Below are 21,649 nucleotides of genomic sequence, written 5' to 3' on the forward strand. Positions count from 1 at the left end.
GTTGTTTTTGTAGCCGTATAAGCTGGCTTAGAGTACCATTACCGCTGGTTTTTTTAACGCAAACTTATAATAAAAAAAGCACCTATAACCCTTATGGGGAGTCACCATGTTTGAACATATCCAAGTTGCTCCGGCCGACCCAATTCTCGGCTTAAACGATGCCTATCGTAACGAAACGAACCCCAATAAAATTAACTTGGGCGTTGGCGTATACAAAGACGAAGCGGGCGCAACACCGATTCTTAAGTCTGTGAAACAAGCAGAAGAAAGATTAGTTAAGAACGAGAAAACCAAAAGCTACCTAAGCATTGAAGGGCCAGAAGCTTACCGCGATGCCGTTCAAGCTTTGTTGTTTGGTGCGGATCACGAGATCATCGCTAAGCAGCGCGCGCGTACTGCGCAATCTCCAGGCGGAACCGGCGCACTTCGTATTGCGGCTGAGTTCATTAAAAAGCACCTGCCTGGCGCCACCGTTTGGGTCAGTAACCCAACCTGGGCAAACCATCAGTCTGTGTTCCAATCCGTTGGTTTGGAAGTGGGCAGCTATGCCTATTACGATGCAACCACTAAGTCCCTGGACTTTGAAGCCATGTTGGCAAGCTTGTCCCAAGTGCCTGAAGGCGATGTTGTGTTGTTCCACGGCTGCTGCCACAACCCAACGGGTATCGATCCGACTACCGAGCAGTGGGCTCAACTTGCAAAACTTTGCAGCAAGCAAGGCTTCTTGCCATTGTTTGACTTCGCTTACCAAGGTTTTGGCTCTGGTTTAGAAGAAGATGCCACAGGTTTGCGTATTTTCTTGAACCAAGTACAAGAAATGCTGATCGCCAACTCTTTCTCGAAAAACTTCGGTTTGTACAACGAACGAGTGGGTGCTTTGACAGTGGTCTGTGAGACTTCTGACCATGCTGATGCGGCCTTTTCTCAAGTGAAGCGTTGTATCCGTGCAAACTACTCCAACCCGCCAGCCCACGGTTCTGCAGTGGTGAGCGAGATCCTTAACGATCCTCAGCTACGCAGTCTATGGGAAATGGAACTTCAAGCAATGCGTACACGTATCCACGAAATGCGCAGTTTGTTTGTCAGTACCTTGCGTGCGAAAGGTGTTGCTCAAGATTTCTCATTTATCTCTAAGCAACAAGGCATGTTCTCCTTCTCTGGCCTAACCCCAGATCAAGTCGCTCAGCTTCGCTCTGAGTTCGGCATCTACATCGTTGGCTCAGGTCGTATCAGCGTTGCGGGTATGACAAAGGACAACATGGAACCACTGTGTGACGCCATTGCGAAAGTCTTAGCTGACTAATATGCCAATGGCGGTGCAAACCGCTTTCTTAAAAAGCCAGCTTGGTGAGCACCTTGCTGGCTTTTTTTATGGGGCAGCAAAACACTGTGTATTTCACACAAACGTGGTAGCCTAACCGACTCTCTTTTATAAAGACACCGTATTCAGGAGTGATGTATGACGGCCACATTGATCTACTGCTATGACCCTATGTGTAGCTGGTGCTGGGGGTTTCGCCCCACTTGGACAGCGCTACAGAAGGCTCTCGCCAAGCATATCGATCGTGAAGACCTTGTGATACAGCCAATGGTAGGTGGCCTTGCCAAAGATTCTGACGTGCCCATGCCAGAAGATATGAAACAAAAGCTGCAGTCGACTTGGCATCGCATCCATGAAGAACTGGGTACAGAGTTTAATCATGACTTTTGGACAGATACAGTCCCTCGTCGCTCTACTTATCCTGCAGGACGCGCTTGCTTAGCCGCTCGAGATCGCAATCTTGAGATGGAAATGAATCACGCCATCCAAAAAGCTTATTACCTGAAGGCGCAAAACCCGTCCAATATGGATACCCTTGCTCAATGCGCGGAACAGATCGGCCTGAACAAGGAAGGCTTTTTAAAAAGTATGGCGTACATTGAAGCGGAACAACTGCTGGAAAAAGAAGTGGAATCCGCCCGTCATTTAGGGCTGAACTCATTCCCATCCTTGGCCTTGTTAGTAGGTGAAGAGCTGACTTATATCCCGTTAGATTACAAAGATCACAAAACCATGCAGGCACAGATCGAGAAGCGTTTAAAGGAGCTGTAGTCAGCTCCTTTAAACACGTTCATAGAAGAGATAAAAGAAGGTTAAAGCACGCGATCTAAAGCGTTCAGTAGCTGCTGCATGTCTTCTTGGCTGGTGTAATGTACAAATGACAAGCGCAATACCCCAGTATCAGGATCCACACCTAACGCTTCTAGCAAGCGAACCGCATAAAAATGTCCAGCGCCACAAATAATGCCTTGTTTGACTAGCTTTGCAGCCAACTCTTGTGGGGTTTGATCCGTCGGAAGAATCGATACCGTTGCCGCTCGTTTTGCTGGGTTAGAGGGGCCAACCAGGGTGAGCTTAGGGTGCTCAGACACATAGTCGAGAAGCTGCGGCAGTAGGGCTGCATCCGCCTCTTGAATCAGCTTTCGCACCCGCTGGGCACGAACTTGTACGGTACTGGCCTTCTCAAAATGATGGTCATGTAAGCGGTCAAAGTAATCTATCACCCCTTGAGCCGCTGCCACCTGCGCATGATCTGGTCCTGCAGGAACAAACCACTTGTGACGATATGCCCCATTAAAGTAATGGGCTTGATTGCCTAAAATATCCGCCATCTCATCACGGATCACCATGACCCCAAGGTGCGGACCATAGGTTTTGTAGAGGGAGAACACATAGATATCGACCCCAAGATCCGCCACGTCAGGCATCCCATGGGCAGCATAGGACACGCCATCCACCACAGTCCAGACACCTGCTTGCTTAGCTTTGCTGCAAATCTCTTTTACCGGATTGATGTGCGCCACCACATTAGAGCAATGATTAAAGGCTAGTAATTTGGTTTTCTCCGTAAAAAGTGTATCCAAATCACTGGGATCTAACTCACCTGTCACCGAATCCACCCGCCATTCTTTAATGACGACACCTTGCTTTTCTAATCGTCTCCATACACCGATGTTGGCTTCATGGTCTTGATTAGTAACGATAATTTCGTCACCCGGTAGTAGCACATTGGCAAACGCTTGGGCTAATACATAAGTATTTTGTGAGGTAGAAGGCCCTAGGTGAACCTCCTCCGGGGAGACATTTAAATAACCCGCTAAGCGCTCGTGGGAAGCATCCATCTGCTTACCCGCTTTTTGTGACACTGGGTGCAAATGATAAGGCTGAATTTTGCTTTCGTGATAATAACGGTTCAAATGCACAATCACTGGGAGGCACGCGTAAGCACCACCAGCGTTGTCAAAAAATGCTTGGCCTTCCAGTGACGGCTCATCAAACGCCGGAAACTGCGAACGAACAAATTGTAAATCCAGTGCTGACATGGCAACTCACTCCTTATCCCTTTGCTTTCTTGTCATTTAAGTATAGGCAAGACGGTTTGATTATGGCGTCTCCCTAAGGTGGTGCGTTCCCTACCCAAAATCATGATTGATCAGGTCTAACATAGGGTTAAACACCGTCTCTTTTGATGTGGGCTTATCTTGCTCTGTTTTGGTGGTCGAATGCTCTACAGGGGCAGATATGTCTTGATCAATCATAGTCCCTGTCTCACCCTCTCCCTCTAACTGAGGCACTGCCACGTCATGCTCAGAGTCAGCGACCTCAGAGTCAGGGGCGCCACTTGGCTGAGCACTGTGGCTGGGATGCTCAGTAGAGCTTTTGATAAATTGATCCAGCTGCTTTGCTAGCCCAGCCAAATCATCGTAAGTCACGTTCACCGCCAACCATTCACTGGCTTCTGGCTGTGCTGACAGTAATGAGCCAGCAATCATGCCGTGACGATGCTTCGCTAACAGCTGTGTCATATGAGCTTCTGTCAGGGGCTGGTCCATCTGCAACCAAAGGGCCAATCCCCCTTTACTGGTAGCAAAGCGTACAGAGTCCCCTAATACCGACTCCAAGGTACTCTTGGCTTTCTCAGCAATGGACCAAATCTGGCGAGCACGTTTTGCTAATGAATGGGTCTGTGTAGGCTGCAAGGCATCTAATAAGGCTTGTTGCTGCGGGTCGCTCAAAGCTAAATCTGCACTTAGCAAAGCCCCTTCTAGCATTTTATGTTTACCTACCACACACCATGCAGCGTTACGATCCACTCCTTTCGACTCGATACCACCGATGTACACCACTTGGTTCTGTTCATCGAGGGCTTTATACGTCATCAAAGAAGAGGTTTTGTAGGCAAGGTGAGAGGTCATATCCCATTCAATGGCAGGCACTCCCACTTGCTGCAGAATGGCCATCCAGCGGCGTAGACTCAAATTAGAAATCTCACTGCCCGTTGGGAATGCAAACTGACTCGGGAACACCACTAACTTGATAGCGTCATCCCGCAAACAGCGTACGACTTCGTCAAGATCCACGCCCCGCTCACCGGACGCTAACGTCAGTACCTGACGCCCTAAACTCATTAAGGTGGAGGTTAAACGAGGATCACAGGGGGTGACGACTAACACGGTGTCATCTATCTGAGTTAAGGATTGAATCGCTTGAGTGTACAAACCCAAAGGGGAACGACTCAGCCAAATATGGGAAGGATGAACCGAAATGGCAACCTTTTTAAGATGATCCGCTACGGCTTCTCTGACGGCCAAATGGCCTTTACCCAATACAGGTAAATCAGGCTCTCCCGCTCGCGGACTGGGGTTTAAAAAGGCATCACTTTGATCCACTAACGCAGCTCGATGGGACAACGCAGACCAGGCCATTTTTTGCCCTAATTCGCTAAACTGTGTGACTCGATCTCCTGCTAACACATGAGCCGCGCGGGATTGCTGCTTATGGCAGACAAAATAGCCAGACTTAGGGCGAGACTCGATCCAGTCCTCTTCCATTAGGATTTCGTAGCCATGAATAACCGTATTAAGACTTAGCTCCAGTTGCTTTGACAGCTTACGCAGAGATGGCATCTTGTCCCCTGAGCTCAACTCACCTTGGCTCATTTGCCCCAAAAACCAATCCACAACGCCTTTATAAAGAAAGTCTGCCACGGCTACTGTACCTTTATTTGGTTAATTTCATCATACTGTTAGGAACCTTAGCGAATAACACCAAAATGACAAGAGTAAAGCCAAAGGAAAGTCGCAATATTAAAGCGATAGGCTAAATTTAGAGGTACAATTTAGTTTTTCTCACGGATCTCTGCTGGCGCACGACCTATGGCATTTAATGCAAACACACTTCGAGACGACTTCCCTATTCTGTCCCTTGAGGCAAATGGCCATCCGTTAACCTATCTCGACAACGCTGCCACCACACAAAAGCCTCAGGCAGTATTAAATGCCCTGATGGATTATTACACTCGCAGTAATGCTAACGTACATCGGGGTGCCCATTTCCTAAGCGATCGCGCCACTGCTCATTTTGAACATGCCCGTGAGCAGGTAGCACGCTTCATCCACGCCCCGCAAAACAGTCATGTGATCTGGACAAAGGGCGCTACGGAATCCATCAACCTAGTTGCCCATGGGTTAGAATGGTGTATCAAACCGGATGACGAAATCCTAATCACCAGTCTCGAGCACCACGCCAATCTAGTACCTTGGCAGCAGCTCGCATTCCGAACTGGCGCCCGTTTGCGGGTACTGCCACTGACTTCCAAAGGGGAATGGGAGCCAGAGTACCGTCATTATTTCAATGCTAAGACTCGCATCTTTGCTTGCACCCATATCTCTAACGCCATTGGTGTTAAAACCCCGCTAAAAGAGATGTTAGCCGCGGCACAATCGGTAAATGCCTTTACCTTGGTAGATGGCGCCCAAGCGGTGGCTCACCATGTTATTGATGTGGCGGATTTGGATTGTGACTTTTATGTGTTTTCAGGCCATAAAATGTACGGCCCCACAGGGATAGGTGTCCTTTATGGCAAGCAACATGCCCTAGATGTTTTAACCCCAATGCAAACAGGGGGCGAAATGGTACGACACGTGACCCACAACAGCACTGAGTTCAACATCTTGCCCTACCGCTTGGAAGCAGGCACTCCGCACATAGAAGGCGTCATTGGCTTAGCTGCCGCCTGTAAGTACTTGAGTTCCCAAGATCGACAAGCCATGCTCGAATGGGAGCACAAACTCGCCCGCTACGTTTATGATGAACTAAAATTCGATACTCGAATCGAGATCTACTCCCCTGCCAGCGATACCTCTATCGTGTCTTTAAGCGTGCCTGGGATACATACCTTAGATTTAAACGGCTACTTAGATAGCCAAGGTATCGCCGTTCGTGCAGGCAGCCATTGTGCGCACCCATTGATGGCACAACTGGGCGTCAGCAGCACCTTGAGAGCCTCCTTTGCCTGTTACAATACCCTGTCAGAAGCCCGCCGCTTCTGTGATGTTTTATTAGAAGCCATAGAGATACTAGGCGATGACTGAGATAAGCCGTGACACCCTACAAGCCAGACTGCAAGCCTGCACCAGCAAAGAAGCCACCTTCAAAGAGTTGGTCATGCTCAGCAAGCAACTTGACCGCTTGCCAGAGTCTGAAAAAACACCAGAACATCAGGTAAAAGGCTGTGAAAGCGCCGTGTGGCTAATTGAGTCTCAAGAGAATGGATACTGCCTGTTCCGCGCAGACAGTGATGCCAAGCTTATGCGAGGGGTGCTGGTAGTGATTCTCAGCCTAACCCATGGACGAACTAAAGTTGAGTTACAAGCCATGGATCTGGTGGCAGAGCTAAGCCAGTTTAACCTTTCCAGCTACCTGACCAGCTCCCGAACTAATGGTGTATTGGGCATTTTAAAGCAGATTCAGGCGTAATCTGTATCTGCTTTGCTATGCAACAAAACCACTGATCCCTAATGCGATAAACATCACACCAGTAATCCGGTTAATTACCACCAAATGGTTCTGCAGAATATGGGAAACTTTATCGATCGCTGAAGACACCATCACATGAATCATCAATGTGATGCCTACCAACTCCAACGTCAGCACAACCGCATCACGAATAAAGTTCGCCTCATCGGTAATAAACATTGGAAACAGTGCACCGAAAAACACCAAGGTTTTAGGGTTCAGCAATGAAATCAACACGCCGTTTTTAAAGCTGTAGCCTTGGGCTGCGATGCTAATCTCGCTTTTGGCGTAATACAGCGCCTTACATCCCAGATAAGCAATATAAGCACTGCAAAGCCAAGTCATCAGTTTAAACGCCAATTCACTCGAGTGAATCACCGCCAGTAACCAAGTATTCGCCAATATCGAGGCCAATATTAACCCTGTCGCAATACCAAAAATCACAGGCAAGGTACGACGCAAATTATGATTAATACTGTTGCTCACCACCGCTAAACCACCAGGCCCAGGTGAAGCGGCAGAGGCTAAACAAAGCATTAAAAAGGCTAACTGACTTTCCATAACAGACTCGATACTCAATTGATCCGTTACAGTAAGCGCTTATCACCCGGTTATCTTGTAAAAAATTGCTGTTGGTATGCGCTCGGGGTGATGCCCATAGCACTGACAAACGCCTTGGTAAAATGGCTCTGATCATGAAAGCCACAATTAAGCGCCACCTCTACAGCGCCAATTCCCGACTTGAGTTGGGCTCTGGCGTGATGCAAGCGTTGCTGAATCTGAAACTGGTGCGGGGTCAGCTGATAGCAGCGTTTGAACTCTTTGATAAGATGAAACTTGCTGATACCTGCCTGTTCCGCCATGTCAGCCAATGACAACTTCTGTTGGTACCCCTGCGCCAATTGCTCTCGAACCCGCTCAATATTAGAACGGGCGGGAGCCAATGACAGTGCGCTTGGTGATTGGGTTTCCTGTAACAACAAATTAACCAGCAACAGCTCCCAATGGGTCTCAATCTCGAGCGCTTCAGCCCCATGATCTAACTTGTGAAGCACATTCATCATCTGCTGGCTAAGATGGGAATCCCGCACAATACTGCGGCGAAAGTGAGGAGAACTGTGTCTCCCAAAGAGGGCGTAATTGAGGTCACTTAAACGATCTGAGGAAGGATATAAAGCACGGTAACGCCAGCCATGACCTTTGCCCTTAGATCCCGTATGAAGCTCATCAGGGCCGACGATAGAGAGCTCTCCTGGCAAAGCATTGTGGGTGCTGCCTCGGTGGCTAAAATGCATCACACCCGCATCCACCACAGAGATCACAAAACCCCCATGGGCATGCTTACCAAATACCGTATCCGTGAACTGGGCGGTCACCCGCTCCAACCCATCTAGCGCTTGGCTAGTAGAAACATGGCAGTATTCATTGGCTTGCATGCAGCCTCCAAGGTCGTGTGATGCTGATGTCACACTACCAGCTTAGTAGAGAGTACTCTTGTAAAAAATTGCTTAGGCCTGATTGGCCTTCTGGGCCAGCTTCTCTAACACGCGCCCCACGGCCACAAAACCAAAAGTGGCGGTCACAACCGTACTGGCGCCAAAACCTGTATCGCAATTCATCTTGGTTTCTGTATCCCCTTTTTGACGTTGTTCACACACTGTACCGTCATTTTGCGGGTATTTAAGCTGTTCAAGGGAATAAACACATTCAATATCAAAGCGACGTTTCGTATTTCGTGAGAAGTTATAGTGGCGACGTAAGAAGTTACGCAATTTAGCTGCTAGGGGATCTTGCTCAGTACGAGCTAGGTCGGCAATCTGAATTTGTGTCGGGTCGATCTGCCCCCCCGCGCCCCCCACGGTGATGACTTTACGCTTATTGCGCTTACACCAAGCAATCAAGGCGGCTTTTGGCTTTAAGCTATCAATGGCATCAATCACATAATCAAACGGCTGCTCCAGCAGCTCAGACACGTTTTCAGGGGTGACAAAGTCTTCCACGCAATGCACTTGGCAATTGGGATTAATCAGCTTAATGCGCTCCGCCATGGCGTCTACCTTGGGCTTGCCCACGTTGCCATCTAATGCATGGATTTGACGGTTGGTATTGGTGACACATACATCATCCATATCGATCAGAGTGATCTGACCAATCCCTGAGCGAGCTAAGGCTTCAGCACACCATGAGCCAACTCCACCTATGCCGATCACACACACATGGGCTTGCTGAAAAAAATCATAGGCTAATTGGCCGTAAAGGCGACGAATGCCACCAAAACGCTGATCATCACTCACTCTTGAACTCCTTGCAGAATCTCACCGTTCGTTCAAAATGGACGTTTATTACCACCTTGAAACCTAGTGTGGGTTTCTACTGAAAACGATTAAACATTATGCTGCATCAAGTGTTAGAACAACTGGGTCTAAGCGAACGGGAAACCACTCTGTACCAAACCCTATTAAAGCTAGGGCCCGCATCGATTCGCGACATAGCTGAACAATCCGGCATTAACCGTGGTTCTGCTTACGAGTCCCTAAAACAGCTGCAAAACAAAGGGGTGGTCAGTTATTTTCCAAAGGGTAAACGCCGCTTCTTTATGGCCGAAAACCCAGACATTCTGCTGAATTTGGCAGAAGAACGAAAACAGAACATCGAAAAAACCATCGATTCCCTTAAACACACCATCATTCCAAGCTTGGTGCAGTCCCAGCCGACCTTTCATCACACCGATGTACGCTATTACGAAGGGGATGATGGCATCGAATGGGTATTGCGCGACATTTTAAACGTGGTGTCCCAGCAAGACCACAAGGAATACTGCGTATTTTCGTCAAAGCCGATTCGTCCCTATCTTTATCGCCCCTTTCCGACCTATACCAAGCAACGGGTCAAACTGGGAATCAACGTAAAGGTCATCGCTTTAGGGGAAGGGGGGGAAGACGCCGAGTTGTCCCAGCGTAAATGGATTAAAACCGAAGGCAGTGTGGACGCTAGTTACATTGCCATCTACCCACCTAAATGTGCCATCATCTCCCTTGCCCGAGACAACTTCCCATCTGCAGTGGTGCTTGAATCAAACGATATTGCCAAAGCCCAACAGATCATCTTCGATACCCTTTGGCGTTTGCTGTAGCATCCAAGGCAACCAACGCCGGACTATAAAAAAGCCCGAGCATTTATAATGCTCGGGCAAAGACGGAGACAATTCACGATGGCTTTAAAGGTTAATCCGCCATCTTATCGACTATGATCCCTCTTTCAGCCATGAGCTCCTGAATGTCATAAATGCTGTTGGGGTCATCAATAGTGGACGGAACATTAAATTCTTCACCGGAGGCAATCTGACGTAGCAGCTTACGCAGGATTTTACCGGAACGGGTTTTCGGTAGCCGTGGCACAACCATGGCAATCTTAAAGCACGCTAAGGCTCCGATTTCTTGGCGTACCAAGGCAATCAGCTCCTCTTGTACGCTTTCAGCCTGGTCTTCATAGCCATTCTTAAGCAGCACCAGCCCCAGAGGTAACTGCCCTTTCAACTCATCATTAATGCCTATCACACAACACTCAGCCACCGCATCATGCATGGCTACGACTTCTTCCATTTCCCCTGTGGACAATCTATGCCCTGCCACATTAATCACATCATCGGTGCGCCCCATAATAAACACGTAACCGTCTTCATCAATGTAGCCACCATCTCCAGAAGTGTAATATCCGGGGAACACATCTAAATAGCCCGTTTTGAAACGGTCAATGTCTCCCCAAATGGTGGGTAGACAGCTGGGGGGCAAGGGGCGCTTAAGGGCAATGCTGCCCTGCTCCATGGGTGGTAAAGGCTCTCCTTGATCGTCCAGTACGCAGACTTGGAAACCAGGTGACGGCACAGTAGAAGAGCCTGGCTTGGCGATCTTCATTTCTAAACCAATGGGGTTGGCACAAATGGCCCAGCCTGTTTCCGTTTGCCACCAGTGATCCACAATGCATTTACCGGTAACGGCTTTAGTCCATTCGTAGGTGGGCGGATCAAGGCGCTCTCCCGCCATAAAAATCACCCGTAGCCCAGCAAGATCATCTTTATTCAGTAACTCTGCTTGCGGGTCTTCCTTACGAATCGCACGGAACGCGGTCGGTGCAGCAAACAAGGTTTTCACATCGTACTCTTTGCAGACGCGCCAAAACTCCCCTGCGTTAGGCGTCATGATCGGCTTTCCTTCGTACATAACCGTAGTACAACCGTATATGAGAGGGCCGTAGACAATATATGAGTGCCCCACAACCCAACCCACATCGGACGCCGCCCAAAACACTTCCCCAGGCTGCATGTTATAGATGGCTTGCATCGAATAATTAAGCGCCACCGCGTGGCCGCCATTATCACGCACTACGCCCTTAGGCTTACCTGTGGTGCCTGAGGTATATAGGATATAGAGAGGATCTGTTGCTTTAACAGGGGTACAGTCACAAGGAGAAGCCACAGCAATGGCTTCCTCCCAAGCCAAGTCTCTTCCCTCAACGAGGCTGGCAACTTGTTGTTCTCGTTGATACACAATACAAGCGTTTGGGGTATGCACGGCTTGATTAAGAGCCTCATCCAGCAATGGCTTATAGGCTATGATACGACTGATTTCGATACCACATGAGGCGGTTACAATGACTTTAGGCTGGGCATCATCAATACGCACGGCCAGTTCATGGGCAGCAAAGCCACCAAAAACGACCGAATGAATCGCTCCAAGACGGGCGACTGCTAACATGGCGATGGTGGCTTGGGGAATCATGGGCATGTAAATGACCACGGTATCGCCTTTTGTTACCCCTTGCTGCTGCAAGACTCCGGCAAATGTCGACACTTGGTCCAGTAGTTCTTGATAGGTATAGGTTTGCTTAGTTTGAGTGACAGGAGAGTCGTAAATGAGCGCAGCTTGATCCCCACGACCGTGTTTTACATGATGATCAAGAGCTAAATAGCAGGTGTTCAGCTCTCCGTCAGCGAACCAGCGATCCATCCCTTGTTCGTCTTGGGTTAAAATGGTCGAAGGAAATTTGAACCACTCAAGAGCCTGGGCTTTTTCTTTCCAAAAGTCTTCTGGCTGCGTACTGGCACGCAGGTATTCGGTTTGATATGACATGTCGGCAGACCTTCTTATGTTTATTCTTTGCCAAGTCAAGATTGTCAACAATCTTTAACGTCAAACCAAATATAGACTAAAAAAACAACAATAAATGTAATACTAAAGGCTAATTTTTGAACCATTTGGAAATATTGTCGACATCACAGGTGATTTCGCTTCATATCGATCGCCCTTAGTCGTGCCACCGCCTCATTAAGCTCCCTTAACGCTCTTGCATGGTCCAAACCGGTGCTGCCACTGCCTAGATGCTCTTCTGCATGTTGCTTTGCCAACTGGGCCGCTGCTTCATCCAGGTCCATCGCACGCTTAGCAAAGTCCGTCAACAAGATCACTTTGTGGGGCTGCACTTCCATAAAGCCCCCTGAGATAAAAATCACTTCTTCTGTACCATCTTCCATGACCAATCTAGCAATGCCCGCTTTGAGTAGTGTTAGAAGCGGTGCATGGCCGGGGTAGACGCCAATGTCTCCTTGTTCAGCGGTAACAACAACATAGCGCACTGGGCTTGAAAACAGGGTGCTTTCAACGCTCACAATGTCGCATAAAATAGTGCGGTGCATGATGACTCCTTATCACCGATCCTAGCAATCATGGTTTTAATGCACGAATCGATCCAAAAATTATCGGAATTATCAGCAGCTAATGTGTAGGGTTTGCAAAGATTATTTACAGGCATAAAAAAAGCAGCCCTAAGGCTGCTTTTTTGAACTGGATAATGTCTAGCTTATTTGCTTTGACGGAATTGCTGAATAGTACGTAGACGGGCTACGGCTTCAGCTAACTCAGCCGTTGCACGGCTAAGATCCAAATCAGAATGTTGCTGATCCAACAGATCTTGAGCGTGTTTCTTCGCTTCAAGTGCTGCCGCTTCATCAAGGTCGTTCGCGCGAACAGCGGTATCTGCTAAGACTGTTACACGGTGTGGTTGTACTTCTAGGAAGCCACCAGAAACGAAGATAACTTCTTCTTCACCGTTTTGCTTAATCACACGAACAGGGCCTGGTTGCAACGTAGTCAACAAAGGCGCGTGACCTGGGTAGATACCTAGATCGCCATAACTACCTGCAGCCACAAGAGTCTCAACAGAACCTGAGAAGATCTCTTGTTCAGCGCTTACGATATCGCATTGTACCGTGATAGCCATAAGTTGCCTCTTTCAAGTCAGGCGTTGCCAGCGAGTCAAACCTCACTGGCACTGCGTGGATTAAAGTTTCTTAGCTTTCTCTACAGCTTCTTCGATGCTACCGATCATGTAGAACGCTTGCTCAGGAAGCTCATCGTAATCGCCGTTTAGGATGCCTTGGAAGCCACGGATAGTGTCTTTCAAAGAAACGTATTTACCTGGAGAACCAGTGAATACTTCCGCTACGAAGAAAGGCTGAGACAAGTAACGCTGGATCTTACGAGCACGGTTTACTGTCTGCTTGTCTTCTTCAGAAAGCTCATCCATACCTAGGATCGCAATGATGTCTTTCAGCTCTTTGTAGCGCTGAAGAACCATCTGTACGCCACGCGCTACATCGTAGTGCTCTTGACCGATAACCAATGGGTCAAGCTGACGTGAAGTAGAGTCTAGTGGGTCGATCGCTGGGTAGATACCCAAAGACGCGATGTCACGAGACAATACAACGGTTGCATCCAAGTGAGAGAATGTTGTCGCTGGAGATGGGTCAGTCAAGTCATCCGCAGGTACGTATACCGCTTGTACAGATGTGATAGAACCCGTCTTAGTCGACGTGATACGCTCTTGAAGTACACCCATCTCTTCTGCAAGAGTTGGCTGGTAACCTACCGCAGAAGGCATACGGCCTAGCAATGCAGATACCTCAGTACCCGCTAGCGTGTAACGGTAGATGTTATCTACGAAGAATAGTACGTCACGGCCTTCGTCACGGAATTTTTCCGCCATTGTCAGACCTGTTAGTGCTACACGTAGACGGTTACCTGGTGGCTCGTTCATCTGACCGTATACTAGAGATACTTTGTCGATTACGTTCGAGTCAGTCATCTCGTGGTAGAAGTCGTTACCCTCACGAGTACGCTCACCAACACCTGCGAATACAGAGTAACCGCTGTGCTCGATCGCGATGTTACGGATAAGCTCCATCATGTTTACAGTTTTACCTACACCGGCACCACCGAACAGACCAACTTTACCACCCTTCGCGAAAGGACATACAAGGTCGATTACCTTGATACCCGTTTCTAGCAATTCACTGCTGTTTGATTGATCAGCGTAAGATGGAGCTTCACGGTGGATAGACCAACGCTCTTCTTCACCGATTGCGCCTTTCTCATCAATTGGGTTACCTAGAACGTCCATGATACGACCTAGAGTTTTAGTACCTACTGGTACAGACACTGGGTGACCAGTGTTTTGAACTTCTAGACCACGTTTCATACCTTCGGTAGAACCCATGGCGATAGTACGTACGATACCGTCGCCTAGCTGTTGTTGTACTTCCAACACCAGCTCTTTACCCTCGATAGTGAGGGCGTCGTATACTTTTGGCACGTTGTCGCGTGGGAATTCCACGTCGATTACCGCACCGATAATCTGTACGATTTGTCCGCTACTCATGTTCGGATCCTCTTAATACCTTGATACCTTAAACCGCTGCCGCGCCGCCAACAATCTCAGAAATTTCCTGAGTAATGGCTGCCTGACGTGCCTTGTTGTATACCAACTGCAATTCATCAATGATGTTGCCCGCGTTGTCGGTTGCGTTTTTCATGGCAAGCATTCGAGCTGCCTGTTCACACGCAATGTTTTCAACAACGGCCTGGTACACCTGTGACTCAATGTAACGAACCAATAGATCGTTTAGGATCTCGACTGCATCGGGTTCGTAAATGTAGTCCCAGTGGTGTTTCAGTTCTGCATTTTCTTCTGCTTTCAATGGCAAAAGTTGCTCGACATTTGGTTTCTGAGTCATAGTGTTAACGAATTCGTTAGACACCAAAACTAGACGGTCGATGCGACCTTCATCAAACGCATCCAACATAACCTTAACACTACCCACTAGTTTGGAAGCTTCTGGAGCATCCCCTAGTCCGGTAACGGCTGCAGCTACATTACCACCGTAGTTTTTAAAGAAAGACACCGCTTTTGAGCCTACTGCACAAATCTCAACTTCGATTCCTGCTTCGACATATTGCTTCATGTCTTTCATGGCTGCTTTAAACGCGTTAACGTTCAAGCCACCACACAAACCACGGTCACTGGATACGATGACGTAACCAACTCGCTTGATTTCACGCTCGGTTAGGTAACGGTGCTTATACTCAGGATTCGCGTTTGCCAAATGACCAATCACTTGACGAATGCGATCTGCATACGGACGAGAAGAAGCCATACGATCCTGAGCTTTACGCGTTTTACTCGCTGCTACTTTTTCCATAGCGCGGGTAATTTTACGCGTATTGTTAATGCTCCCAATCTGAGCGCGTATCTCTTTTCCGACTGCCATATTAGACCTGCCCTTGTGAGAATGTTAATTCACAAACTGCAGAGATGATAAAAGGCTGGCTAGCCAGCCTCTTAATCATTACCAAGTTTGCGTCGCTTTAAACTTCTCAATCGCTGACTTAAATGTCTCTGCGATTTCGTCGTTGTACTTACCAGTTTTGTTGATGTCTTGCATCATGGCAGCGTGTTCGCTGTTCATGTAGCCTAACAATGCGTTTTCAAAGCTGGCAATTTTGCTTGTTTCAACATCCGCAAGGTAGCCTTCGTTGGCAGCGTAAAGGATAACACCCATATCACCGACAGACATTGGGCTGAACTGAGGTTGTTTCATCAGTTCAGTCACTTGCTTACCGTGCTCAAGTTGCTTACGAGTCGCATCATCAAGATCAGAAGCGAACTGAGCAAATGCTGCCAATTCACGGTACTGAGCAAGAGCAAGACGGATACCACCACCTAGCTTCTTGATGATTTTCGTCTGCGCTGCACCACCTACACGAGATACCGAAATACCAGCGTTCATCGCAGGACGAATACCAGAGTTAAAGGCACTTGTTTCAAGGAAGATCTGACCATCTGTGATGGAGATTACGTTCGTTGGTACGAACGCAGATACGTCACCACCTTGAGTTTCGATGATAGGTAGAGCAGTCAAAGAACCTGTTTGTCCTTTTACTTCACCGTTAGTGAATTTTTCTACGTATTCTGCGCTTACGCGAGACGCACGCTCTAGTAGACGAGAGTGCAAGTAGAAAACGTCACCTGGGTATGCTTCACGACCTGGTGGACGACGTAGTAGCAATGAGATTTGACGGTAAGCCCAAGCTTGTTTCGTCAAGTCATCAAATACGATCAATGCGTCTTCACCGCGGTCACGGAAGTATTCGCCCATAGAACAGCCAGAGTATGGTGCTAGGAACTGCATCGCAGCTGGGTCAGAAGCCCCTGCCACAACAACAGTTGTGTATTCCAATGCGCCGTGCTCTTCAAGCTTACGTACTACGTTAGCGATAGTAGATTGTTTCTGACCGATCGCAACGTACACACACTTAATGCCAGATTCTTTCTGAGCAATGATGGTGTCGATTGCTAGAGCAGTCTTACCGATTTGACGGTCACCGATGATCAACTCACGCTGACCACGACCGATCGGAACCATGGAGTCGATCGCTTTGTAACCAGTTTGAACTGGCTGATCAACACCCTGACGTGCGATTACACCAGGTGCAACCTTTTCAACAGCGTCAGTTAGTTTTGCGTCAATCGCGCCTTTACCGTCGATAGGGTTACCTAGTGCGTCAACAACGCGACCAAGTAGCTCAGGACCAACAGGTACTTCAAGGATACGACCAGTACATTTTGCTTTTTGACCTTCTACAAGGTCTTGGTAGTTACCTAGGACTACGGCACCAACAGAGTCACGCTCTAGGTTCAATGCCATACCATAGACACCACCAGGGAACTCAATCATTTCCCCGTACATTACGTCAGCTAGACCGTGAATCAATACGATACCGTCTGCAACGCTGACAATTGTGCCCTCATTCTGGGCATCTGAAGTCACATCAAGTGTTTCGATGCGCTTCTTAATGATCTCGCTGATCTCAGATGGATTCAGTTGCTGCATGCTAAATTCCTCAACCCTGGTTTCTCAATTGAAACCTTAGGAGTTTATCGCTTCGGCCAGTTTCGCCAGTTTTCCGCGTACTGAACCGTCGATGATTAAATCACCGGTACGGATTACCACGCCACCAATAAGGCTTGCGTCTGTTTCACTGGTTAAATTGACATTACGGTCCAATTTTTTACCCAGTGAAGCGGCCAGTGTTTGCTCTTGTTCAGTTGTCATAGGGAAAGCAGAAGTTACAACAACATCCACTGCTTTCTCATAATTCAACTTGAACTGCTCAAATAACTCAGCGATTGCTGGAATAAGCGTTAGACGCTTATTGTAAGCAAGGCTTAGCAAATAGCTTTTGCCTTGTTCAGTAATCACTTCGCTGCACACGTCCGCTAGAGCTGTAGCCTTTTCTTGCGCACTAAAAGCTGGGTTTTGAAGTGCATTCTTAAGCTTTGGTTCAGTTGTAGCAGTAGCCAATATGCTAAGCATATTGGCCCATTCCGCAACTTGACCTTGCTCGCGAGCGACTTCAAAAGCGGCTTTGGCGTATGGTCGCGCGACTGTTTTTAATTCAGCCATTATGACCTCGCTTATAGCTCTTTGGCGAGTTGTTCAACGATCTCGCTGTGTGCTTTTTCGTCAACACTGGCACCCAAAATCTTCTCCGCACCAGAAAGAGCTAGAGCTGAAACTTGTCCGCGTAGTGCTTCACGAGCACGTACAACGTCTTGTTCGATCTCTGCTTGAGCGGCATCACGTAGACGTTGACCGTCTGTGCGCGCTTGCTCTTTCGCTTCGTCAATGATTTGGTTAGCACGTTTGTTGGCTTGTTCAATAATCTCGGCCGCTTGTTCCTTGCTTTCGCGTAACGTTTGAGTAGCTTGTTCTTGCGCTAGCTCTAGGTCACGTGAAGCACGGTTAGCTGCTTCCAAACCGTCTGCAATTTTCTTGCTACGCTCTTCGAGCGCAGCAGTTACTGGTGGCCACACGTACTTCATGCAGAACCACACAAAAATAGCAAACGAGATAGCTTGGCCTATTAGTGTGAGATTAATATTCACGCAAATATCCTCGCTCTAGTCGTTCAAAATTAATAAATCACTTTTCGTCAAAGCGAAATATTAGCCAGCAACCTGAGCAATGAATGGGTTTGCGAAAGTGAAGAACAATGCAATACCAACACCGATCATTGTTACGGCGTCAAGAAGACCCGCTACGATGAACATTTTAACTTGCAGCATTGGAACCATTTCTGGTTGACGCGCAGCGCCTTCCAAGAATTTACCACCAAGTAGACCAAAACCAATCGCAGTACCTAGGGCACCAAGACCGATAAGAAGGGCTACAGCAACAGCGGTTAGACCAACTACAGTTTCCATTTTAACTCCTAATTTTCACAGTTTTTAAGATTTCAAGGTTTACAAAATCGTTATAAATCAACGCGATCTTAGTGATCTTCGTGCGCCATACTCAAGTACACGATTGTCAGCATCATGAAGATAAATGCCTGCAATACGATGACTAGAATATGGAAGATCGCCCAAGGCACAGATAACGCCCATTGAATGCCCCATGGCAAGATCGCGATCAAGATGAAGATCAATTCACCAGCATACAAGTTACCGAATAGTCGTAATGCTAGAGAAACAGGTTTGGCAATAAGGCCTACACCTTCAAGCAATAAGTTGAATGGAATCATCCACTTACCGAAAGGTTGTAGCGTTAATTCGCCAACAAATCCGCTCACGCCTTTCACTTTGATGCTGTAGTAGACGATCAAAATGAACACAGAAATAGACATACCAAGGGTAGCGTTCAAATCCGTGGTAGGTACCACACGGAAGTAAGGAACACCTAATAACGTGGCTAGGTGCGGTAGGAAGTCTACCGGTACCAAGTCCATCAAGTTCATTAGGAATACCCAAACGAAGATGGTCAACGCTAGCGGCGCAATCACTTTGTTTTTACCATGGAAGGTTTCTTTGACGCTCTGGTCAACGAACTCCACCATCAGCTCAACAAAGTTCTGCAGGCCAGACGGCGTATCGACAGACACTTTCTTCGCGGCTTTACGGAACAGCCATAGGAACAAAATACCTAGGCCGATCGAGAACAACATAGTGTCCAGGTGAATCGCCCAGAACCCCATTGCCGCAGCTTCTTCAGCACCGTGAGCTATGCCCCACGAACCATCAGGATGTTGACCAAAGGTCAAATTCTGAAGATGGTGCTGTATGTAGCTTGACGCTGTGAGATTTTCACTTGCCATATTTACATCCACACTCTTTCAATGATTAAAATCGTTTTCGCTTTGTTGCATTAATACTTCAGCAACAAAGGGCTGAGCCAGTGACTCAAAATTGCGATTCCGAAGCCTGCGAACAACGCGCCTGCCGCAAGTGGTTTGATGAATATGAACACAGCGGTTAACAACAACGCCGTGAGCACCAACTTGCCGGCTTCACCTCGGTAAAATGACCTCACCACGTCTTTCGCGGCTCGCGTCCCTGCATGGCCAAATACGCGCCATGCCATATATAAACTAGGTAGTACACTGGCCAGTGCGCCAGCCAAAAAAGAGTAGGCGTATAGACCGCCATAGACCACAAAGATTCCCAAACTAAGCAAAAAAATGAGTGCTAGTTGTAGGCCGATAAATCGGAATACGGCGCGCTTTTTCGCATTCAATAAGGCGCTCGCGCTAAGTGGCTTTTTGTTTGCCATCGAACATCCCCAAATCTAATGCACTAAAACCGAGCACTAATTAAGCATATAATGTGATCAAGTTTAAAATCCGAGGCATTATATGGGTTATATTAAGGCGGTTCAATACAAACTCAGCTCATTACATGCACTATTAGCCTAATGTCGTAAAAATTTCTGCATCAAATCGGCGCTTTTAAGACGATAAATCAAAAAGTTCCGCCATCATGGCTTCTAAGTGTGCTTGATCACGATATTCGATGACTAATTTGCCTTTGCCCTTTGCGTTGGCTTGAATTTTTACATTGGACTGGATTTTCTCAGAAATTCGCGACGCATGGTGGCTAAAGTCTGGCAACTCTGGCTTTTCACCCGGTGTAGCAGAAGGCGTTTGATATGCCTTCACGAGCTTTTCGGTTTCACGAACAGAGAGGGACTTAGTGATCACAGTGGATGCGGCTTGAGTTTGTAACTCAGCATCTAACGCAAGCAGCGCTCTAGCATGCCCCATTTCAATGTCCCCATGCTCTAACAAGCGGCGCACTTCTGGAGTAAGATTTAATAAGCGTAAGGTATTTGCCACGGCGGAGCGGGACTTGCCAACCGTATCTGCTACTTGTTGTTGAGTAAGACTAAACTCATCCACTAGACGTTGTAATGCCATAGCTTCTTCAACTGGGTTTAAATCTTCCCGTTGAATATTTTCTATCAAAGCTAAGACAATGGCATCGGAATCTTCAACATGACGCACTATCACAGGCACTTTATCTAATCCTGCAACCCGTGCAGCACGCCAGCGACGCTCACCCGCTATGATTTCATAACGTTGATCACCAATGGGACGCACCACGATTGGCTGCATAATGCCCTGATTTCGAATGGAATTTGCCAGCTCGTCCAGCTGATTTGGGTTCATATCACGACGTGGCTGGAACTTTCCTTTGCTCAGCCAATCAACCGGAAGATACGTCAGCCCTTGCACCGGCTCTTGCCCCTCAAGGGTTGTCTCTTCGTCTTGTGCTGGCGCAGTTTTTGGTGCCAACAAAGCATCTAAGCCTCGGCCTAGACCCCGTTTTTTCATCGTCATAGTTCCAAACCTTTCATGTACGCTATCCTAGTTAGGCAGCAGCACGTTTTCGAATAAATTCCCCTGCTAACGCAAGGTAAGCCACAGCACCACGGGATTGCTTTTCATAATGCAATACAGGTAAACCATAGCTGGGCGCTTCCGCTAAGCGAATATTACGCGGAATCACAGTATCGAATACTTTATCACCAAAATATTCGACCAACTGAGTCGACACATCATGTGTGAGACTCGGTCGAGGGTCGTACATAGTACGAAGGATACCTTCTATGGCAAGAGCTGGATTTAATGCTGTAGAAATTGTCTCGATGGTCTGCAATAAAGCCGTAAGACCTTCTAACGCATAATATTCACACTGGACGGGAATCAGCACCCCTTGAGCAGCCGCTAAGGCGTTAACCGTCAACATGTTCAAAGAAGGCGGACAATCCAATAATACGAAGTCAAAGTCATTTTCAACTTCGTAAAGCCCTGCTCTCAGTCGAGTTTCTTTGCTGGGCAGATCCAGTAATACGACTTCCGCTCCCGTTAGATCCCCATTAGCAGGCAATACGGTATAACCAGCCGTTTCGCTGTATACCATGGCTTCTTTAACCCCATGGGTTCCAACCAATACATCAAATACAGAGGTTTCTAGCTCATCTTTGTGTAACCCACTACCTGTTGTTGCATTACCTTGTGGGTCTAAATCAATCAGCAATACACGTCGCTTCATCGCACTTAAGGATGCAGCGAGGTTAACGCAGGTGGTCGTTTTCCCAACCCCACCTTTTTGATTGGTCACTGCGATGATACGTGCCAT

The 21,649-nt window shown here is 47.7% G+C and carries 23 protein-coding genes; 5 read left to right on the plus strand and 18 right to left on the minus strand.

The features are described 5' to 3' along the window. Nucleotides 1-106 precede the first annotated feature (106 nt). Nucleotides 107-1,303 carry an amino acid aminotransferase gene (locus ACFQ45_RS06030; RefSeq protein ID WP_377366092.1) on the plus strand — a complete coding sequence of 399 codons (1,197 nt, stop codon included), beginning with the start codon at nucleotides 107-109 and terminating at the stop codon, nucleotides 1,301-1,303. Nucleotides 1,304-1,459: 156 nt separating this feature from the next. Next, nucleotides 1,460-2,092: a DsbA family protein gene (locus ACFQ45_RS06035; RefSeq protein WP_377366093.1), complete on the plus strand. Its 633-nt coding sequence runs from the start codon at nucleotides 1,460-1,462 to the stop codon at nucleotides 2,090-2,092. Between the two features lie 41 nt (nucleotides 2,093-2,133). On the opposite strand, the gene ACFQ45_RS06040 is transcribed toward ACFQ45_RS06035, so the two are convergent. Both ACFQ45_RS06040 and ACFQ45_RS06045 read right to left on the minus strand, forming a co-directional pair. Next, a complete protein-coding gene (locus tag ACFQ45_RS06040) occupies nucleotides 2,134-3,363 on the minus strand; it encodes an aminotransferase class V-fold PLP-dependent enzyme (protein ID WP_377366095.1) in 1,230 nt (409 codons plus the stop codon). Between the two features lie 90 nt (nucleotides 3,364-3,453). Beyond that, on the minus strand, nucleotides 3,454-5,028 hold the full coding sequence (locus ACFQ45_RS06045) for a GntR family transcriptional regulator (RefSeq protein WP_377366096.1): 1,575 nt from the start codon (nucleotides 5,026-5,028) through the stop codon (nucleotides 3,454-3,456). 168 nt (nucleotides 5,029-5,196) lie between these two features. On the opposite strand from ACFQ45_RS06045, the gene ACFQ45_RS06050 reads away from it, so the two are divergent. Then, nucleotides 5,197-6,414 carry an aminotransferase class V-fold PLP-dependent enzyme gene (locus ACFQ45_RS06050; protein ID WP_377366097.1) on the plus strand — a complete coding sequence of 406 codons (1,218 nt, stop codon included), beginning with the start codon at nucleotides 5,197-5,199 and terminating at the stop codon, nucleotides 6,412-6,414. Further along, nucleotides 6,407-6,799: a SufE family protein gene (locus ACFQ45_RS06055; protein WP_377366098.1), complete on the plus strand. Its 393-nt coding sequence runs from the start codon at nucleotides 6,407-6,409 to the stop codon at nucleotides 6,797-6,799. Before ACFQ45_RS06050 ends, ACFQ45_RS06055 begins: the two co-directional genes overlap by 8 nt. Nucleotides 6,800-6,814: 15 nt before the next feature. Here ACFQ45_RS06055 and ACFQ45_RS06060 read toward each other — a convergent pair whose 3' ends face one another. The 3 genes from ACFQ45_RS06060 to tcdA form a co-directional block, all read right to left on the minus strand. Next, entirely contained in the window at nucleotides 6,815-7,399 is a 585-nt protein-coding gene (locus ACFQ45_RS06060) for a LysE family translocator (RefSeq protein ID WP_377366099.1), read from the minus strand. A 50-nt stretch (nucleotides 7,400-7,449) separates the two neighbouring features. Then, nucleotides 7,450-8,274 carry a helix-turn-helix transcriptional regulator gene (locus tag ACFQ45_RS06065; protein WP_377366100.1) on the minus strand — a complete coding sequence of 275 codons (825 nt, stop codon included), beginning with the start codon at nucleotides 8,272-8,274 and terminating at the stop codon, nucleotides 7,450-7,452. A gap of 72 nt (nucleotides 8,275-8,346) precedes the next feature. Continuing rightward, nucleotides 8,347-9,132: a tRNA cyclic N6-threonylcarbamoyladenosine(37) synthase TcdA gene (gene tcdA / locus ACFQ45_RS06070; RefSeq protein ID WP_377366101.1), complete on the minus strand. Its 786-nt coding sequence runs from the start codon at nucleotides 9,130-9,132 to the stop codon at nucleotides 8,347-8,349. Between the two features lie 98 nt (nucleotides 9,133-9,230). Between tcdA and ACFQ45_RS06075 the strand changes: the two genes are divergently transcribed. Next, nucleotides 9,231-9,971, plus strand: coding sequence for a TrmB family transcriptional regulator (locus ACFQ45_RS06075; protein WP_377366102.1), 741 nt, complete (start codon nucleotides 9,231-9,233; stop codon nucleotides 9,969-9,971). A gap of 91 nt (nucleotides 9,972-10,062) precedes the next feature. Here the strand turns inward: ACFQ45_RS06075 and ACFQ45_RS06080 are convergent, their stop codons facing one another. The 13 genes from ACFQ45_RS06080 to ACFQ45_RS06140 form a co-directional block, all read right to left on the minus strand. Next, on the minus strand, nucleotides 10,063-11,967 hold the full coding sequence (locus ACFQ45_RS06080; protein ID WP_377366103.1) for a propionyl-CoA synthetase: 1,905 nt from the start codon (nucleotides 11,965-11,967) through the stop codon (nucleotides 10,063-10,065). A 143-nt stretch (nucleotides 11,968-12,110) separates the two neighbouring features. Further along, on the minus strand, nucleotides 12,111-12,530 hold the full coding sequence (locus ACFQ45_RS06085) for a F0F1 ATP synthase subunit epsilon (RefSeq protein ID WP_377366104.1): 420 nt from the start codon (nucleotides 12,528-12,530) through the stop codon (nucleotides 12,111-12,113). Between the two features lie 164 nt (nucleotides 12,531-12,694). Further along, nucleotides 12,695-13,114 carry a F0F1 ATP synthase subunit epsilon gene (locus tag ACFQ45_RS06090; RefSeq protein WP_377366105.1) on the minus strand — a complete coding sequence of 140 codons (420 nt, stop codon included), beginning with the start codon at nucleotides 13,112-13,114 and terminating at the stop codon, nucleotides 12,695-12,697. Between the two features lie 60 nt (nucleotides 13,115-13,174). Continuing rightward, the gene (gene atpD, locus ACFQ45_RS06095; RefSeq protein ID WP_377366106.1) at nucleotides 13,175-14,551 is read right to left on the minus strand and encodes a F0F1 ATP synthase subunit beta; all 1,377 of its coding nucleotides are present in this window, start codon (nucleotides 14,549-14,551) and stop codon (nucleotides 13,175-13,177) included. Between the two features lie 28 nt (nucleotides 14,552-14,579). Continuing rightward, a complete protein-coding gene (atpG, locus tag ACFQ45_RS06100; RefSeq protein WP_377366107.1) occupies nucleotides 14,580-15,440 on the minus strand; it encodes a F0F1 ATP synthase subunit gamma in 861 nt (286 codons plus the stop codon). Between the two features lie 78 nt (nucleotides 15,441-15,518). After that, entirely contained in the window at nucleotides 15,519-17,063 is a 1,545-nt protein-coding gene (atpA, locus tag ACFQ45_RS06105; RefSeq protein WP_377366108.1) for a F0F1 ATP synthase subunit alpha, read from the minus strand. A 36-nt stretch (nucleotides 17,064-17,099) separates the two neighbouring features. Continuing rightward, nucleotides 17,100-17,636, minus strand: coding sequence for a F0F1 ATP synthase subunit delta (locus tag ACFQ45_RS06110; protein WP_377366109.1), 537 nt, complete (start codon nucleotides 17,634-17,636; stop codon nucleotides 17,100-17,102). Between the two features lie 11 nt (nucleotides 17,637-17,647). Beyond that, on the minus strand, nucleotides 17,648-18,118 hold the full coding sequence (locus ACFQ45_RS06115; RefSeq protein ID WP_377366110.1) for a F0F1 ATP synthase subunit B: 471 nt from the start codon (nucleotides 18,116-18,118) through the stop codon (nucleotides 17,648-17,650). 60 nt (nucleotides 18,119-18,178) lie between these two features. Continuing rightward, a complete protein-coding gene (atpE, locus tag ACFQ45_RS06120; protein ID WP_055462623.1) occupies nucleotides 18,179-18,436 on the minus strand; it encodes a F0F1 ATP synthase subunit C in 258 nt (85 codons plus the stop codon). 68 nt (nucleotides 18,437-18,504) lie between these two features. Next, nucleotides 18,505-19,326, minus strand: a complete 822-nt coding sequence (gene atpB / locus ACFQ45_RS06125; RefSeq protein WP_377366111.1) for a F0F1 ATP synthase subunit A — start codon at nucleotides 19,324-19,326, stop codon at nucleotides 18,505-18,507. A gap of 50 nt (nucleotides 19,327-19,376) precedes the next feature. Beyond that, on the minus strand, nucleotides 19,377-19,781 hold the full coding sequence (locus tag ACFQ45_RS06130; protein ID WP_377366112.1) for an ATP synthase subunit I: 405 nt from the start codon (nucleotides 19,779-19,781) through the stop codon (nucleotides 19,377-19,379). A 175-nt stretch (nucleotides 19,782-19,956) separates the two neighbouring features. Beyond that, the gene (locus tag ACFQ45_RS06135; protein WP_452600448.1) at nucleotides 19,957-20,841 is read right to left on the minus strand and encodes a ParB/RepB/Spo0J family partition protein; all 885 of its coding nucleotides are present in this window, start codon (nucleotides 20,839-20,841) and stop codon (nucleotides 19,957-19,959) included. A 37-nt stretch (nucleotides 20,842-20,878) separates the two neighbouring features. Then, nucleotides 20,879-21,649, minus strand: coding sequence for a ParA family protein (locus ACFQ45_RS06140; RefSeq protein WP_377366115.1), 771 nt, complete (start codon nucleotides 21,647-21,649; stop codon nucleotides 20,879-20,881).

It is taken from the genome of Rhodanobacter aciditrophus (assembly GCF_042679525.1).
GTDB lineage: Bacteria > Pseudomonadota > Gammaproteobacteria > Pseudomonadales > Marinomonadaceae > Marinomonas > Marinomonas aciditrophus.

What these genes read in the sequence shown, in the direction of transcription:
- ACFQ45_RS06030 (WP_377366092.1), top strand. Translation starts at nt 107, where the DNA reads ATGTTTGAACATATCCAAGTTGCTCCGGCCGACCCAATTCTCGGCTTA.
- ACFQ45_RS06035 (WP_377366093.1), top strand. Translation starts at nt 1,460, where the DNA reads ATGACGGCCACATTGATCTACTGCTATGACCCTATGTGTAGCTGGTGC.
- ACFQ45_RS06040 (WP_377366095.1), bottom strand. Translation starts at nt 3,363, where the DNA reads ATGTCAGCACTGGATTTACAATTTGTTCGTTCGCAGTTTCCGGCGTTT.
- ACFQ45_RS06050 (WP_377366097.1), top strand. Translation starts at nt 5,197, where the DNA reads ATGGCATTTAATGCAAACACACTTCGAGACGACTTCCCTATTCTGTCC.
- ACFQ45_RS06055 (WP_377366098.1), top strand. Translation starts at nt 6,407, where the DNA reads ATGACTGAGATAAGCCGTGACACCCTACAAGCCAGACTGCAAGCCTGC.
- ACFQ45_RS06060 (WP_377366099.1), bottom strand. Translation starts at nt 7,399, where the DNA reads ATGGAAAGTCAGTTAGCCTTTTTAATGCTTTGTTTAGCCTCTGCCGCT.
- ACFQ45_RS06065 (WP_377366100.1), bottom strand. Translation starts at nt 8,274, where the DNA reads ATGCAAGCCAATGAATACTGCCATGTTTCTACTAGCCAAGCGCTAGAT.
- ACFQ45_RS06075 (WP_377366102.1), top strand. Translation starts at nt 9,231, where the DNA reads ATGCTGCATCAAGTGTTAGAACAACTGGGTCTAAGCGAACGGGAAACC.
- ACFQ45_RS06080 (WP_377366103.1), bottom strand. Translation starts at nt 11,967, where the DNA reads ATGTCATATCAAACCGAATACCTGCGTGCCAGTACGCAGCCAGAAGAC.
- ACFQ45_RS06085 (WP_377366104.1), bottom strand. Translation starts at nt 12,530, where the DNA reads ATGCACCGCACTATTTTATGCGACATTGTGAGCGTTGAAAGCACCCTG.
- ACFQ45_RS06090 (WP_377366105.1), bottom strand. Translation starts at nt 13,114, where the DNA reads ATGGCTATCACGGTACAATGCGATATCGTAAGCGCTGAACAAGAGATC.
- atpD (WP_377366106.1), bottom strand. Translation starts at nt 14,551, where the DNA reads ATGAGTAGCGGACAAATCGTACAGATTATCGGTGCGGTAATCGACGTG.
- atpG (WP_377366107.1), bottom strand. Translation starts at nt 15,440, where the DNA reads ATGGCAGTCGGAAAAGAGATACGCGCTCAGATTGGGAGCATTAACAAT.
- atpA (WP_377366108.1), bottom strand. Translation starts at nt 17,063, where the DNA reads ATGCAGCAACTGAATCCATCTGAGATCAGCGAGATCATTAAGAAGCGC.
- ACFQ45_RS06110 (WP_377366109.1), bottom strand. Translation starts at nt 17,636, where the DNA reads ATGGCTGAATTAAAAACAGTCGCGCGACCATACGCCAAAGCCGCTTTT.
- atpE (WP_055462623.1), bottom strand. Translation starts at nt 18,436, where the DNA reads ATGGAAACTGTAGTTGGTCTAACCGCTGTTGCTGTAGCCCTTCTTATC.
- atpB (WP_377366111.1), bottom strand. Translation starts at nt 19,326, where the DNA reads ATGGCAAGTGAAAATCTCACAGCGTCAAGCTACATACAGCACCATCTT.
- ACFQ45_RS06130 (WP_377366112.1), bottom strand. Translation starts at nt 19,781, where the DNA reads ATGGCAAACAAAAAGCCACTTAGCGCGAGCGCCTTATTGAATGCGAAA.
- ACFQ45_RS06135 (WP_452600448.1), bottom strand. Translation starts at nt 20,841, where the DNA reads ATGAAAAAACGGGGTCTAGGCCGAGGCTTAGATGCTTTGTTGGCACCA.
- ACFQ45_RS06140 (WP_377366115.1), bottom strand. Translation starts at nt 21,649, where the DNA reads ATGGCACGTATCATCGCAGTGACCAATCAAAAAGGTGGGGTTGGGAAA.